Annotated in this window: 12 protein-coding genes; 5 read left to right on the forward strand and 7 right to left on the reverse strand. The window is 64.6% G+C overall.

The window, feature by feature from the left end; translation table 11 throughout:
• Positions 1–293: 293 nt before the first annotated feature.
• Positions 294–1022, reverse strand: a complete 729-nt coding sequence (locus H5T74_04485) for a hypothetical protein (GenBank protein ID MBC7229636.1) — start codon at positions 1020–1022, stop codon at positions 294–296.
• A 598-nt stretch (positions 1023–1620) separates the two neighbouring features.
• Here H5T74_04485 and H5T74_04490 point away from each other — a divergent pair.
• Positions 1621–2376, forward strand: coding sequence for a FliA/WhiG family RNA polymerase sigma factor (locus H5T74_04490; GenBank protein ID MBC7229637.1), 756 nt, complete (start codon positions 1621–1623; stop codon positions 2374–2376).
• 48 nt (positions 2377–2424) lie between these two features.
• On the opposite strand, the gene H5T74_04495 is transcribed toward H5T74_04490, so the two are convergent.
• The 3 genes from H5T74_04495 to H5T74_04505 all read right to left on the reverse strand — a co-directional run bounded on the left by H5T74_04495 (position 2425) and on the right by H5T74_04505 (position 5134).
• On the reverse strand, positions 2425–2787 hold the full coding sequence (locus tag H5T74_04495) for a response regulator (GenBank protein ID MBC7229638.1): 363 nt from the start codon (positions 2785–2787) through the stop codon (positions 2425–2427).
• Between the two features lie 338 nt (positions 2788–3125).
• Entirely contained in the window at positions 3126–3917 is a 792-nt protein-coding gene (locus H5T74_04500) for a hypothetical protein (GenBank protein MBC7229639.1), read from the reverse strand.
• A complete protein-coding gene (locus H5T74_04505) occupies positions 3866–5134 on the reverse strand; it encodes a PAS domain S-box protein (GenBank protein MBC7229640.1) in 1269 nt (422 codons plus the stop codon). Before H5T74_04505 ends, H5T74_04500 begins: the two co-directional genes overlap by 52 nt.
• Before the next feature lie 310 nt (positions 5135–5444).
• Here H5T74_04505 and H5T74_04510 point away from each other — a divergent pair, with 310 nt between their 5' ends.
• Positions 5445–6989: a PAS domain-containing sensor histidine kinase gene (locus H5T74_04510; GenBank protein ID MBC7229641.1), complete on the forward strand. Its 1545-nt coding sequence runs from the start codon at positions 5445–5447 to the stop codon at positions 6987–6989.
• Between the two features lie 76 nt (positions 6990–7065).
• Here H5T74_04510 and H5T74_04515 read toward each other — a convergent pair whose 3' ends face one another.
• Both H5T74_04515 and H5T74_04520 read right to left on the reverse strand, forming a co-directional pair.
• A complete protein-coding gene (locus H5T74_04515) occupies positions 7066–8727 on the reverse strand; it encodes a thiamine pyrophosphate-binding protein (GenBank protein ID MBC7229642.1) in 1662 nt (553 codons plus the stop codon).
• A gap of 125 nt (positions 8728–8852) precedes the next feature.
• Positions 8853–9839: an NAD-dependent epimerase/dehydratase family protein gene (locus H5T74_04520; GenBank protein ID MBC7229643.1), complete on the reverse strand. Its 987-nt coding sequence runs from the start codon at positions 9837–9839 to the stop codon at positions 8853–8855.
• A 528-nt stretch (positions 9840–10367) separates the two neighbouring features.
• Here H5T74_04520 and H5T74_04525 point away from each other — a divergent pair.
• Positions 10368–10859, forward strand: coding sequence for a YkgJ family cysteine cluster protein (locus H5T74_04525; GenBank protein ID MBC7229644.1), 492 nt, complete (start codon positions 10368–10370; stop codon positions 10857–10859).
• A gap of 422 nt (positions 10860–11281) precedes the next feature.
• On the opposite strand, the gene H5T74_04530 is transcribed toward H5T74_04525, so the two are convergent.
• Entirely contained in the window at positions 11282–13033 is a 1752-nt protein-coding gene (locus H5T74_04530; protein ID MBC7229645.1) for an AMP-binding protein, read from the reverse strand.
• 507 nt (positions 13034–13540) lie between these two features.
• On the opposite strand from H5T74_04530, the gene H5T74_04535 reads away from it, so the two are divergent.
• Positions 13541–14383, forward strand: a complete 843-nt coding sequence (locus tag H5T74_04535; GenBank protein ID MBC7229646.1) for an acetyl-CoA carboxylase carboxyl transferase subunit alpha — start codon at positions 13541–13543, stop codon at positions 14381–14383.
• A gap of 93 nt (positions 14384–14476) precedes the next feature.
• On the forward strand, positions 14477–14902 hold the full coding sequence (locus tag H5T74_04540) for a hypothetical protein (GenBank protein ID MBC7229647.1): 426 nt from the start codon (positions 14477–14479) through the stop codon (positions 14900–14902).
• The last annotated feature ends 1 nt before the right edge of the window (position 14903 follow it).

Genomic DNA, 14903 nt, shown 5'->3' on the forward strand with positions numbered 1-14903 from the left:
CCGCGCCGGGAGGGGAAAGGCATCGACGGCGACGGCCCCTGTCCCGGGCGGGGGGACGGACAAGGCGGCCCGCTTGAGGTATTACATCAAGCTGGGACTGCCTGGCTTGAACGGGTTGCGCTGCGGGATGTGCGTCGCCGCCTGCCCCGTCCACCGCCCGCGCTTCAAGGCGGGGTCGTAGTATCGATCTTCGGTGGCCTCCATGAGCCCGGTAGGGCGTACAGCCTCAAGTGGACGGCGGGTTGCCGCTCTCGGTGGCCATCGAAGATCGAAGATAGTGTCATATGGCACAGCTATAGACCTGACCCCACGATCACGGAGGATTGGGGATCCAAGGGGTTCATACGCACCGCGAGGGAAAAGAGGTAGGGGTAGTTGTTCTTGAGGTGTTCCAGATAGACCAGCCATTCCTTGAGCAGCAGGCTGTAGGCTCGCGCGATGTCGCTGCACAGGTGCTCGTGGTCGGTATCGGGAAGGCCTTCGATGAGATAGCGGTACTTCAGCTCCTCTGTGAGGTGGAAGACCGCCCACAGGAGGTCGGTGAAGGTCTCGTGCTCGAGCAGGGTCGGGTTCTCCAGCAGGGTGAGGAGAAATTCCCGCTTCTCCAGGAGGTATTCCCGCATCTCCTCCAGGAGCCTGTCGTCCCTGCCGATGGCGCACTTGTACTCCTCCACCTTCCAGCGAGCGCGGCGGAAGTCGTCCTCTTTCCATTCCGGACCGGCGGCCAGGCAGTCCTTTATCTCCCTGCAGGCGGCGTCGAACTGCGAGAAGGCGCGCAGCAGCTGCATGCCCATCTCGCTGAAGAAAGCGCCGATGACCATGTTCAGCTTCTCCATCCTCGTCTTTTTTTCGCGCGCGTCCAGGATGCGGTGCACGATGATCGCCACCAGCAGCACCTCTATGGGCATGAAGGCGATATCCCCGAGCAGGTAGATGAAGATATGGTGGGCATCTCGGAAGATGGCGTAGTGGACCAGGTAGAGGACGGCCGAGCCGATTAGCAGGATGGCGCCCAGGATCACATACCAGCTCTCATACCATCTGCTTCCATATCCCTCTTTCCTCCCAGCCAAATCGCCCTCCTCTCCCCTCGTCTTTTTTCTGCCACGCGTTTTTCTAAACAGATTCTACAGCATGGAGCGGCGGGAACATGCGGACGCCGTCATCCTCCGCGCGGAGAGGATCTCCGAAGCGCTTCCGACACCCTGTGAAAGCCCAAAGTCGCAAGGGGTTGCTCAGCCCTTCGAACACGAAGCCACCTGGATCCCCGTCCGGGTTGGTTAGGGCAGGTGCGCGCGAGCCGCATCCAAAGCCTGCGCGGAGGCGAGAGGTATGACCGCGATAAAAAACGCGGCCGCCTTTGCATGCAGCACCTTCCGGCATATAACCCCGGAGGGGAAGGACGCCGCCTCCCTTCAGCGCCCGGCATGAATACGCCCGAGAGACGGGTCATCCCCTTCGAACCCCGACCGGAAGGCGTTGCGGGAGCCGCGCCGGGACGCGCACGCTTCATCACCCGGACGGCGAGCGGTTATCGCCCGCGCGCCCTATGTGGGTCGGACCTCCATCATCCGAGGACGCTAGCGAGAGAGAAAAGGGAGGCGAGATAAGGACACGAGGATGGGAAAGACCAGGACCAGGAGCGGCGAGCTCACGAGGGAAGGCGAGCAAAGGCGGGAAGCCCTGGTCCTGCGCTATGCCCCGCTTGTACGCGGCGCCGCACGCTATTACCGCCTCCGAGTGTCCCCCCACGTGGAGTACGCCGACCTCGTGGGTTATGGGTTTCTCGGCCTGCTGGACGCCATTGACCGCTTCGACCCCGAGCGGGGCGTGGACTTCGAGGCCTACGCGCGCATCCGCATCAACGGCGCCATCAGCGACGGCATCCGCTCCGAAGCCCGCCTGCCACGTTCCCTCCAGGAAAAGGTGCGCAGGGTCAATCACGCCTACGAGGTGCTCTGCGCGGCCCTCAGCCGGCTGCCGACCCAAAAGGAGCTGGCGGATTACCTGGAGATGGACCCCGCCAGGCTGCGGCAGTTGCTGGCGGAGGTGGACCAGACCTTCATCTTCTCCCTGGACGACACCTCGCTGATCTCCAATCATGAGGGAGGAGATCTAAGCCTCCTCGACACCCTGCCCGACGACGGCTCCTTCGACCCCTCCGTGCTGTCAGAGACGCGGGCCACGGAGGAGATGGTGCGCGCGGCGGTAAACGAACTGGCGGAAAAGGAGAAGCTGGTGTTGATCCTCTACTACTTCGAGGAGCTAACCATGCGCGAGATCGGCGAGGTGATGGGGATATCGGAATCGCGGGTGAGCAAGATCCATTCCACCGCCCTCAACCGCCTCAGGTCCCGCCTCGCAGCGGCGGTATAGACGGAGCCGCATTCCCGGGTCCCGACTCGCCGCGGCGGTCCAGAGGGATCAGGAAAGGACGCGGTCGACCACCTCCATGACCTTTGAGGCCTGGAAGGGCTTGGTGATGAAGTCCTTGACCCCGGCCTCCAGGGCCTCCATCATGAGCTGTTTTTCACCCAGGGCGCTGCAGATGATGATGCTCGCGCCGGGGTCCAGGGCCAGGATGTTCCTCACCGCGGTCATGCCGTCCATCTCCGGCATATTGATGTCCATGATCACCAGGTCCGGCTTCCAGCGCTCGTAGGCCCAGATGGCCTCCGCCCCTGTCTCCGCCTCCACGATGGCCGTAAAGCCGTGCTCGGAGAGGATGTTGCGCAACAGCATGCGCGTGAACAGCGCGTCATCGGCGATGAGTATGGTCTTGGTCATCTTCCTTTTCCACCGTTCCCGTCCGCAAACCCGTACAATCTGCCGCCGGAAGCTCCGCGAGACGTCACTGACTCATGGCGACGTCTTATGTATCGGTATGGACGCGGGCATAATTGATAAGGGTGGGCCGAAGACACCTTTCCTTTCCGGAAAGGCGGCGCGTCGTGCGGACGGCCGCAGCCTGCGAGCCGGGACATTCAGCATCCCCCGCGCAGTTGAGATCAGGCGGTTCGCCGGCTCGCCCCGCAAGCACCGCCTCGCCGCAACCAGCACCGCTCCGCATGCCTGGACGGCATATGCCCCGCGGACAAACAAAGGCCATTCTTGCTGCGTGGTCCTCAGCCGCCTTGCGGGATGAGGAATCTGAAGACCGTGCCTCCCCCCTCCCTGGCCTCGCACCAGATCCTTCCTCCGTGGGCCTCGACTATCTCCCTCGCGATATACAGTCCGATGCCCATCCCGGGCGTGGAATGGTGGAGGGCGTCCTCCACTTGGTAGAAACGATCGAAGACCTTTTCTCTCTCCTCCTCCGGGACGCCGAAACCCCGGTCCATGACCGAGAAAAGAACCCCGTCCTCCACCTCTCTCACCTCCAGGTCTATGACCGACCCCGGGGGTGAATACTTGGTCGCGTTGTCCAGCAGGATGGAGAGGAGCAAGGAAAGGCGGTCTCTGTCCGCCTTGACCTTCTCCGCGCCCCCTTGCGAGACGACGTTCACGCGGTTGGGGTAACCGCGGTTGGCGAGCTCCTCCGCTGCGCCCGAGAGGAGGTCGTTCACCTCGACCTCCTCGCGACGCAGAGGGAAATATCCCCTCTCGATGCGCGAGACGTCCAGGAGCTCCTTGACCAGCCGCTCCAGGCGGTCGGCGCCGTGCTCCACCGCCGCCAGCAGCTCCTCGCGCCTGGCGGGGGACAGCTTTCCCCAAAACTCACGCAGCGTCTGGGCGTAGCCTTTGATCACGGTGATGGGGTGCCGCAGCTCATGAGAGGCCACGTCGATGAAATCCTTGAGCTGCTCCTCGCGGTCCAGGCGCTCCTGTTCCACCGATAGGGCCTGGGCGAGCATGCCGGCGATCTCTACCTCCTCCTCCGTCCACTGCCGGGGGCGTCGTCGAAGCAACCCAGGCATCCCACCGTCCTCCCCTCCACCACCACCGGGTAAAAAATACAGGACTTCAGGGCGTACCTGCCCACCATGGGATCACTGACAGCATGGGGATGGCGCCCGAGGTCTGGAGCGACCAGGGGAGTCTTGCTCCTGCCGGAGATAAAGGCATGGCAGGCATAGTCCTGCATGTCCGAGGTCACGGTGAATCCCTCCTCGCCGGGAGCGGTGGTGAGGATGGACAGCCGCCCGCCCACCAGCAGGCAATACGAGGCCAGCCGGCACTCGAGGATCTCCTCGGCGCCCCTCAGTACTGTCTCCATGTTCTCCAGGATGTCGGCGCCCAAGCGCATGAACACCGCGTTGAGCTTCTCGCGCCTCTCCTGGGCACGTCTTGCCGCCACGATGTCCGTGATGTCCAGGGCGAACTCGAACCTCACGTCCCTGCCGTCCGGCCACCTTATCAGGCGGTCCACGATGAGGTAATCGCGTTCGAGGATGGGATTGCGGTATTCCCATACATATGCCTCCTCCGGGTGCTCGAGCAGCACGGGGTTGGTGCAGAAGGGGCAGGGGGCGTCAAGACCTTGGAACTCGCGGTAGCATATCCCGCCCGTGGGGTCCTTTCCGAAGGCATCCCTCACCGCCTTGTTGACGTAGAGGATCTCGTAGGAGCGCGGGTCCGAGACGTAGATCACCTGGTCGATACTCTCGAAGATGGCGATGACCTGCTCCCATTCCTCCCTTATGGCCTGCTCGGCCCTCTTTCGCTCCGTGATGTCCAGGGCGGTGAAGACGGTCCCGGCCGAGGGGTCGTCCGGGTCAGCCCAGGCGGAGCTCAGGAGCACCTCGATGATCGTGCCGTCCTTGCGCCTCCAGCGCGTCTCCACCGAGCCCACGCCTGCCTCCGCGATGCGGGCGTATTTATCTCGCCCCACGAACTCGAAATCCTCCCGGGAAGGATAGAGGATCAGGGCGCTGTGTCCCACCAGCTCCTCTCGTGCATACCCCAGCATGCGGCACATGTACTCGTTGACCTCCAGCAGCACGCGGTCGGGATCCACCTTTCCGATGGCCAGGGGAGCCGCGCGCATGATGCTCTCGAGCAAGGCGCGCTCGCCACCGCCCTCGGCAAACCCCTGCCTGGACCCCGGTATGCCCCGGCTGGGGAGGGCCGTCTCAGCAGGGGACTCGTCCTCGTGTCGCGGCCCGCTTCCTTTATCTTCCTTTCTTTCCGACACCGGACATCACCACCCAGACCGGGATCCGGAAAGGCCCCTCTCCACCACCTGGTTCCCCACTTCCTCATTCTATTATTCCAACGCGACGTCCGCATTAATCCCGTGGGCTCCCGCGCCTGTTCAAATCCTACGCGATCAGGTGAAGATGGTGCCAGGGCATACTCAGCGAAAGGCTTAAAGGCTTAGGAAGTAAAACCCGCATTAACCCCGTGAGCTCCCGCACCTGTTCGGGGCATACGCCATTAGGTTAAAATAGTGTCAGGGCGTACACGGCGACAGGCCTCATTCGGAGCGGCATGGGAGGTACCGGGTGAGGAAAGGGAGCTGCAAGGGGAAGGGGAAGAAAGACGCGGAGACACGGGCGGCAGTAGGTTGCCATCCCGACCGCGGCTGGGGATGCGAGGCACCATCCGCGCCGCACAGCGAGGATTTCTACCGCCTGCTGGTCGAGAACACCCTTGACCTCATCGCGGTGCTGGACGCGGAGGGCAGAATAACCTACAGCAGCCCTTCCATCACTCCCCTGCTGGGATATGAACAGGACGAGCTCCTGGGCAGGATCGGCTTCGATTTCGTGCACCCAGAGGACCAGGAGAGGATCCATGAGATATTCACCCGCGGCATCGAGAGCGGCGAGCCCACGAAACCGGCATTCTACCGCTTCCTTCACAAGGACGGCTCCTGGAGGCATTTCGAATCCGTGGGCATCGGCATGTTCGACAACCCCTCGGTGCGTGGCATGGTCATTACCTCGCGCGAGATAACCGACCGCCTGCGCGCTGAGGCAGAGCTCAAAGAGTCGGAGGAGATGTACAGGACGCTGGTCCTGACCTCGCCGGACGCGGTGACCATCTCCGATCTGCAGGGAAGGCTGATCTACGTCTCGCCCTATGCCCTGAAGATGAACGGGTACGAGGACGAGGACGAGGTCCTGGGCAAGAACGCCTTCATCTTCATACACCCCCGCGACCACGACAAGGCCATCGAGGCCTGGAAAAGGGTGATCTCGGAGGGGACGGTGCACAACGTGGAGCTCACGGGGATCCGCAGGGACGGGAGCGATTTCGCCGCGGAGCTAAACGCCGCCCTGATCAGGGACGCGGCGGGCGAGCCCAAGAGACTGGTGGCCTTCATCCGCGACATCAGCGCGCGCAAGCGCATGGAAAAGGAGCTGCAGCAGCGCAACGAGGAGCTGGAGGCCTTTGCCCACACCATCTCCCACGACCTGCTCACTCCCGTGGCCATCGTGGAGGGCTACGCCAAGGCGGCCCTGGAGGCGGACGCCGAGGGCAGGGCGGAGGCGGAGAGGGAGTGCCTAGAGGCCATCGCCCGCGGAGCGCAGCGCATGAGCGACCTCATCAACTCCCTCCTGCAGTACGCCCAGGCGGGACACACAATGCTTGAGGAATGCCGCGCCGACGCCGAGGAGGTGCTCATGGAGGTGCTCATGGACCTCGAGGAACACCGCCGGGAAAGACGCGTGCGCGTCGAGAGCGGAGACCACCTCCCCGCGGTGAGGGTGGACGGCGTCAAGTTGCGCCAGGTGCTCTTCAACCTCATCGGCAACGCCATCCGGCACATGGGCGAATGCGACGACCCCTGCGTGAGGGTTTCCGCGGAGACCCAGGGGGACAAGGCGGTCTTCTGCGTGCAGGACAACGGCATCGGCGTCCCCCTGGACCTGCAGGAGAAGATCTTCGAGCCTTTCCGCCACTACTCGGTATCGGGTTCGCCGGGACTGGGCATAGGGCTCTCCACCGTCAAGCGCGCCGTCACCGCCTGGGGCGGACGGGTGTGGGTGGAATCACGACCCGGGGAGGGCGCCGCCTTCTTCTTCACCGCCCCCCTCGCCTGAGCGCGGGCACGGACACCGGCCAGGCCAGCGCCATGCCACGAGCACCCCATGACCGCGCATGATCGCCCGCGGGAGCTCAGAAATTGAAGCCCTCGGCGAACATGAGGGTGGCGGGGCTCATCACTTTGGGGTCGGTGAGCACGTTGACGCAAGCCGGCCCGCCGTGTTCCAGCGCCCTGCGCAGGGCGGGCAGGATCTCCGCCTCCCTCTCCACCATCTCGCCGTATCCCCCCAAGGCCTCGACGATCCTCTCGTAACGCACCACTCCCAGCTCCGTCCCGCACACGCGGCCCTCGTCGTAGCAGAGCTCCTGGTGGTGCTTGACCATCCCCCAGGCCTGGTCGTTGCAGATGACCGCAAGGATGGGAAGCCCGTGTCGGCAGGAGGTCTCCATCTCCATGGCGTTGAGGCCGAAGGAGCCGTCGCCGGTGACCAGCACCACCTGCTTTTCCGGCCGGGCGGCCTTGGCGCCGATGGCGAAGGGCACGCCGGTGCCCAGGCATCCGAACAGGGTGCCGCTGCCGATGACCCCGGACATCTCCTTTGCCCGCAAGCCCATGAGCCCGAAATAGACCGTGTCGCCGCCGTCGACGACGAAGATGGCGTCGTCCCCGGTAGCCTCCCTTATCACCTGCATGAGACGGAAGGGATGGATGGGATCCGCGGGGGTCTCCCTCGCCTGCCTCTCGCCCTCCGTGAGGGTGGCAAAGGTGCTATTTAGGGTCGCCAGCCATCCCGAGCGGTCTCTCTGCTCTATGCCGCGGGCCAGCCGCCGGATGACCGCCCCGGCGTCCCCCACCAAGGCTATGTCTGCCCTGCGGTTGCGGTCCACCTCCGCGGGATCGATGTCCACGCGGATGACCCTGGCGTTGGCCAGGGTATCGCCGTAATTGAGCACCCAGTTGAGCCGGATGCCCACGGCCAGCACCACGTCGGCCATGGAGGTAGCCGCCAGCATTCCCATGAGGCCGCCGTCCCAGAGGGAGAGAGGATGCTCGTCAGGTATGGCGCCGCGGCCGTTGTCGAAGAGGAGGGTGGGGATGGAAGCCCTTTCCACCAGCTCCCGCACCTCGTCCGCGCAGCGGCTGTGGGCGATGCCGCTCCCCCCGATGAAGAGGGGTCTCTCCGCCGCGTTGAGGAGCTCCAGCGCCCGGGCCAGTTCGTCCTCCTCGGGGAGCACGCGGTGCTTGCGCGCCCCCGCGGCGGGGTACTTCACCTCGGACTCCTCCATGGTGAGGTAGAGGGACTCGGTGGCGAACTCCAGAAAGACCGGGCCGGGCCTTCCGGAAACGGCGTTGCGAAAGGCCATCTCCAGGTACTCGGGGATGCGCTCAACCTGGTGGCAGCGGGCCGCCCACTTGACCACCGGCTTGACCATCCCCTGCTGGTCCATATCCTGCAGCGCCCCCCTGTCCAGGTCCCGCAGGGGGACCATGCCGCTCAACACCACCACCGGGACGTTCTCCAGGTAGGCGTTGACCACGCCGGTGAGGGAGTTGGTGAACCCGGGGCCGGCGGTGACCAGGCACACCCCCGGCCTGCCGGTGAAGATGGACCAGGCGTGGGCCATCATCACCGCCGCCTGCTCGTGTCGCACGTCTATGAGGCGTATGCCGTGGTCCAGGCAGCCGTCGAAGATGGGCGCTATATGCCCTCCCGAGAGGGCGAAGACGGTGTCGACGCCCTCGACCTCCTTGAGATATTCCGCTACGATATGCCCGCCGTGCACCCCAGCCATCGCCATCTCCCCTTTCTCTCCCTCTCCGCTCTCATATCGGAGGCCTTTATTCCCGGCACCCGGCCGAAACAACTCGCCTTCCAGGCGTTCTGCATCCTACCCTCCCCCGCGTTTCACTCCCGCCTTCATCTCGGAGGCCGGTACTCCTCGCGCACCCAATCCGCGATGGCAGATCTTGCCTCCTCCCAGGTTACCCTGGTCCTCCAGCCCAGCTCCTCCCTGGCGCGGCGAGTGCTGGTATCGAGGTCACGTCCCATTATCCCCACCGCCTGGACGGTGATGGGAGGGCGGACGCCGAAGGGCAGGAAGGCGGTCTGCACCGCCCAACCCAACCTCCAGGCGAGGCCAAAGGGAAGGGACCCCCGGGGCCTCTTTCCCACCAGGGATCCCAGCCACCGCAGGTATTCCCCCCAGGTGACCCGATAAGCGTCACGCAGGTTGTAGGTGCGCCCCCTTGCCGCTTCGGAATCCATGGCCGCGAGGATCCCGTCCACCAGGTTCTCCACGAAGACAAGGCTCGCGCTCCACCTACCGCCGTCCACGAGCGGCAGGGGGCCCCTGTGCATGACGTCCAGGACCTCCTTCACCCATACGCTCCCCGGGCCGGTGACGTTGGTGGGGCGGATGACCGTGGCATCAAAGGCGCCCCTGGCCGCGTAGGAACCCACCATCTGCTCCGCCTCGGCCTTGGCGTCGCCGTAATGGATGCCCGTCTTGACCAGGGGGATGTATTCGTCGAAGTCCTTCATGTGCACGCCCAGCCCGTAGGCGGCCACGGAGCTGAGGAAGACGAACCGCTCCACCTTTCCTGCGCATTCCTCCATGAGGTTGCGCGTGCCGTCCACGCCTATGGAATAGAACTGCCTGCGCGTGCCCCAGTCGATAGTACGGTTCGCGCAATGGATCGCCCTGCGGCAGCCGTCCGCTATCCCCCTCAGGCTGGCGGGATCGGTGAGGTCTCCCCGCACCACCTCCATCCCCGCCGCCTCGAGCCCGCGGTCGGCCTCTCCGGGCATGAGCAGCCCGCGCACCTCGTCTCCCCGCTCCAGGAGCCTGCGCGAGACATGGTAACCGATGAAGCCGGCGGCGCCGGTAACGAGCACCTTCGCCACGAAAGCCACCTCCTAGACCCAGAGAAGATGCCACCATCTCTGAATATACTATCATCTCGAGGGCTCGGCTCCTCTCTTCGGGATCTGCCATCGCATGGATATCGCCACAGTCCCGGCGAAGAATACTTATACCGGGCGTATATCGGGCGTGTAGAGGGCCCGCCGTGTACCCGGTACGGCGATCTCACGTGAGGCCGCCTCTCCTTCCCGTTGCATGTCGCGATGTCCGCAGCGTGAGCCGGCAAAGAGCCCAGGGTTCGGGGAGGCCGGTCGGTACCTGGAGGGTTTTCCGGCCGCCGGAGAGGGTTCGGCTTCGCCGCCGTTCATGGGGATGGGAGGCGGGCCATACCATGCGTCTTCCCCGCCGGGGCAGGGGAGCATGCCCCGGGCCGCGGGGACTCGCGGTTGACCGGAGAGGGCCTAGGAAATATCCTTTAGTGGTCCAGGTGTCGATAATGTCTACCGTGTTATGGCAATATATGGTTGATCATCAAGAGTCCGGAGGCCTGAACCGGCGGGGAGGGGAGGATGGACGCGGAGATCAGGAGGATGATGAGGCTGGCGGCGGCCAGCGAGGAGGAGGTCGACGCCTTCATAGCGTGGCTGAAGAAGAGGGACCTCACCTCGGGAAGGCTGGACCGCAGACTCAAGAGGGCCCTCAACCGGGCCATGGCCGAGCTCGACTGCACGCGCTGCGCCCGCTGCTGCAAGGAGGCCTACGTGGTGCTGCAGAACGAGGACATCGGACGCCTCGCCGACCGCCTGGGCATGAGCCGCGCGGATTTCCGGGCTAGGTACGTGGGCAGGAACGAGGACGGCGACACCTGCCTCAACCGCCGCCCGTGTCCTTTCCTCAAGAAGAACCTCTGCACCCTCTACGAGGACCGTCCCGACTGCTGCCGGGAGTACCCGCAGTCTCTGGCCTCGGAGGCGGCCGACAACCTGGACAACATCGGAGCCAACTACCTGGTGTGCCCCGCCGTCTTCCAGGCTCTGGAGCGCCTGCGGGACATCGTCTAGCGACGACCGGGGCCCCTGCCGCGGCCCCGGGAGCCCGCGCCACGGTCGCCATGAGATCAACAAGAGGCTTAATGGTCGTATCGTAACCTGCCGCGGCTCCGGGAGCCCGCGCCACGGTCGCCGTGCGCGTAACGGCCTGAAGGCTGCGGCCCTCCCCCGTTCTCACCTCCAAGCGGCAGCACCGCGTGGTCAAGGCGATGAACGTAACCCGGCTGTGCAGGAACTGATCGCGCCGCCTTTATCCTGGGCGGCAGCTCTGCAAGGTCACAGCGATGAACGCAACGGCCCCGGCGGCGCGGGAACGGGCGGAGTCTCCACGTTACGGCACCCCTGAGGCCCTGGAAAAACGCGGGGCGTCCGCTCCTTCAGCCCACATAAAAACGTCCCCCGGCACTGGCCGGGGGACGCCGCGTATCCCTGCCTTACTTCACGTCTTTCATCATCTCCTTGAGCTCGCGCTTGAGGATCTTCCCCACCCCGCTGGTAGGCATCTGGTCCAGGAACTCGATCCTCTTGGGCACCTTGTAGGGGGCCACTTTTTCGCGCAGGTAGGAGATGATCTTCTCCTTTTCCTCCTCGCTCTTCTCCACCCCCGGCTTGAGGACGATGGCGGCCATGACCCTCTCCGATCCCGGCCGCTCGGGGTCGGGGATTCCGAAGGAGGCCGCCAGTTCCACGTCCGGATGCTTCATGATCACGTCGTCCAGCTCGCGCGTGAATACCTTGAACCCGGAGACGTTCACCATGTCCTTCACGCGGTCCACGATGTAGAAATAGCCGTCCTCGTCCATATAGGCCACGTCGCCGGTGTACATCCAGCCGTCGCGGATGGCGTTGGCCGTCTCCTCCGGCTTCTCGTAATAGCCGTCCATGAGCTGCGGACCGCGCACCGCTATCTCCCCCGTCTCTCCCTGGGGCACCACCTCTCCCGTCCCGGGGTCCACGAGCTTGAACTCGGTGTCGGGGAGGGGCATGCCGATGGAGGCCGGCTTCTTCTTGCCATAGCGCGGGTTGCAGCAGGTGACCGGCGAGGTCTCGGTCATGCCGTAGAGCTCGATGAAGCGGTTCTCCCCGATCACGCTCTCCAGCTCGCCGATGCTCTCGGGCGGGAAAGGCGCCGCCGCGCTGAGGCAGAACCAGATGTTGCTGAAATCGAGGGCCTTGAACTCCTCGTTCTTCATGAGCTCGAAGAAGACGGTGGGGACGTTGACGATGATGTTTGGCCTGTACTTCTTGATGCACTCGATGAGGAAATGGGTGTCGCGGGGGTTGGGCACGCAGATCTGAGTGGCGCCGTTGGTCAAGGAGAAGCCGCCCAGAGCCAGGCCCGCGATGTGGAAGAGCGGGAAGGCGGAGAGCGCCACCGTCTCCGGCGTCAGGTCGAGGTGGGTGAGGGTCTGCTGCCGGTTGCACATGTAGCTGCGCTGGGTGAGCATGGCCCCCTTGGACGGACCCGTGGTCCCTCCCGTGTACATGAGGAAGATGAGGTCGTCCATGCTCCGCTTGACCTCGACGCGCTCCGTGGGCATGCCCTTGATGGCATCCTCGAAGCGGACCACCGTCTTGCCCGGGAGGGGCTGCACCTCCACGCTGGGTATGGAGCTGAGTTTCTCGTTCAGTTTCTTGACCTTCTTGAGGAGCTTTCCGAGGGCGGTCTGCCGGAGGTACGCCTTGGCCAGCTTCTCCTTGATCCCCGGCAGGAAGTCGGCGATCTCGGAATAGATGACGGTGGTGAGCCCGGTCTTGTCCGCCACCGCCGCCACGCTGCCGAAGAGCAGGTCCACGGTGATGACCACCTTTACCTTGGCGTCGTTGATCTGGTGCTCCATCTCGTGGGGGGTGAGCAGCGGGCTCAGCCCGGTGGAGGCCGCGCCCGCCTTCTGCACCGCGATAATGCTGATATAGTGCGCAGGGATGTTGGGCATGCACAGCCCCACCACCTCGCCGGGCTTGACGCCGATCTTGATGAGATAGGCGGCGAGCTGGTTGGCATACGCGTCCAGCTGGCGGTAGGTGATGTGGTTCTCCATGTAGATGATGGCCGTCTTGTCCGGGTACTTCTCGACGATCTCCCGGAACTTCTCCGCGAAGGTCTTGTTCTCGTACTCCAGCGACGGCGGCACGTGGTCGTCGTAGTTCTTCAACCACGGCTTTTCGGCGTAGACGTCACCCATCTCTCCCTCCTTGTCTCTTGTGCCGGCGAAAACCCCTGCAACCGGCATGCCTCCGTGCGGCACGCCGCTCCCGAAACCGAACAGAATAACCGACCGAACCTCCTATATGATAACAGAACGGCGCCCCTCCGCTCAAAAGGCATTCTCGCGCCGTGCCGCCCGGGCCGGGAGCACGATGGGGCGGAGCCGCGCCGCAATCTCCCCGCACGGGGCGGAAGCTTCCCCGATACTCGCAGCGGCATGTCGATCATCCCGCGCCGTCCTACGACGCCCCTCCAACATTACTTGTTAGTAATTTCCAAAATGCATGTAACCAATCTCACGCTCGGATGTTGCTGATGGTTGAGAGCCGGGAGAGCGGCGCGCCGTCAATATGGTCCTACCGGCGCCAGCAGGGTATCGATATCATTGCATACCAAAGATACCATAATTTGGCATGCTCGTCACCCGCGCGTTCTGGCCTGCGCAAGCGCGTGGAGACATCGGACATCGGGAGGTCTGCGGATCATGGAGGCCTGGAAGGAGGTCGTTCTCTCTCGCCATCCCGCGAGGCCTATGGCGGCCGATCTCATCGCCCTGGCATGCGATTACTTCTTCGAGATCAGGGGTGACCGTACCGGCACCGATGACCCGGCGGTGATCACCGGCCTGGCGACGATGGGCGGCGAGCGCATCGCCGTGGCCGGACATCACAAGGGACGGAGCGCCGCGGAAAGGAAGCGCTGCAACCTCGGCATGCCGGGACCCCGCGGCTTCGGGAAAGCGCGAAGGCTCTTCAGGCTGGCGGAGAAGCTCTCCCTGCCCGTGCTCTGCCTCGTGGATACACCGGGCGCGTTTCCCGGTCCGGAGGCCGAAGAGGGCGGTCAGGCCTGGGCCATATCCGCCAACCTCGCCGTCCTCGCCTCCCTCAGGACCCCGGTGGTCGTCGCGCTTATCGGGGAAGGAGGGAGCGGGGGGGCACTGGCGCTGGGCATCGGCGACGTCGTGCTGATGATGGAGCACGCCACCTTTTCGGTCATCAGTCCGGAGGGTTGCGCTTCCATCCTGTGGAAGGACGCGGGGAAGGCTCCGGAAGCGGCCCGGGCGCTGCGGCTGACCTCGCGGGACATGCTGGAACTCGACCTTGTGGATGCCATCGTGCCCGAAGGCCCCGGGGGAGCCCACCTCTGCCCTTCGCTGGCTGCCGGCAATCTGGCGGAGGCGGTCCTGGAACATCTGCGCGCCATCGCCGCGCTCCCCACTTCCTCTCTTCTCACGCGGAGAAGAGAGCGCTACCTACGCCTGTCCTTCCACCTCGAGGCGGCGGGCGAGATCGGCCGCGGGCGAACACCGGCAGGCAGCCGGCCGTGAACGACCCGCCGACGCGATCTAGAGATGACGAGACACGGGAAATGGACCAAGAAAAAGAGGGGGTTGAGGAAGGTGACGAAAGATACGGACCGGATGGTTGACCAAATGCAGGGCGTGGTCGCCGGTCTCATGCGCTGCCGGCTGGTGGAGGCCGTCCTGCAGGAGCCGTCCTGCCGCCTGGAGATGAGGCTCCTGCCCGGCGATCCATCTCCCCTCGGGCAGGACCGGGAGAGCCGACATGGTCTCCGTGCAGATGGGGAACGGCCCCTGCCATCATCCGGGGGGGAAAGCAGGCGCTGTCTGCTCCTGCGCTCTCCGGCCGTGGGGACCTGGTGCCCCTCGGATCGGGGCAACGTTCCCGGAGGGGATAACCGCGCTCCCTCCGCGGGAACGGTGCATACTCTCCTCGGCGACGAGGAGGTCATCCCCTCGCGCAGGGGAAGGTTGCTCCTGGAGCTTGCGGAGAGACACTCCCTGGTAGGCTTCGGCACACCTCTGGCGCTCTGGGAGGTGACCTGAG

This window comes from Actinomycetota bacterium, assembly GCA_014360645.1.
Lineage (GTDB): Bacteria > Actinomycetota > Geothermincolia > Geothermincolales > RBG-13-55-18 > Solincola_B.

Bases quoted from the DNA above. Each gene is read 5' to 3' on its own strand.
- H5T74_04490 (MBC7229637.1), top strand. From the start codon at position 1,621: ATGGGAAAGACCAGGACCAGGAGCGGCGAGCTCACGAGGGAAGGCGAG.
- H5T74_04495 (MBC7229638.1), bottom strand. From the start codon at position 2,787: ATGACCAAGACCATACTCATCGCCGATGACGCGCTGTTCACGCGCATG.
- H5T74_04500 (MBC7229639.1), bottom strand. From the start codon at position 3,917: ATGCCTGGGTTGCTTCGACGACGCCCCCGGCAGTGGACGGAGGAGGAG.
- H5T74_04515 (MBC7229642.1), bottom strand. From the start codon at position 8,727: ATGGCTGGGGTGCACGGCGGGCATATCGTAGCGGAATATCTCAAGGAG.
- H5T74_04525 (MBC7229644.1), top strand. From the start codon at position 10,368: ATGGACGCGGAGATCAGGAGGATGATGAGGCTGGCGGCGGCCAGCGAG.
- H5T74_04530 (MBC7229645.1), bottom strand. From the start codon at position 13,033: ATGGGTGACGTCTACGCCGAAAAGCCGTGGTTGAAGAACTACGACGAC.
- H5T74_04535 (MBC7229646.1), top strand. From the start codon at position 13,541: ATGGAGGCCTGGAAGGAGGTCGTTCTCTCTCGCCATCCCGCGAGGCCT.
- H5T74_04540 (MBC7229647.1), top strand. From the start codon at position 14,477: ATGGTTGACCAAATGCAGGGCGTGGTCGCCGGTCTCATGCGCTGCCGG.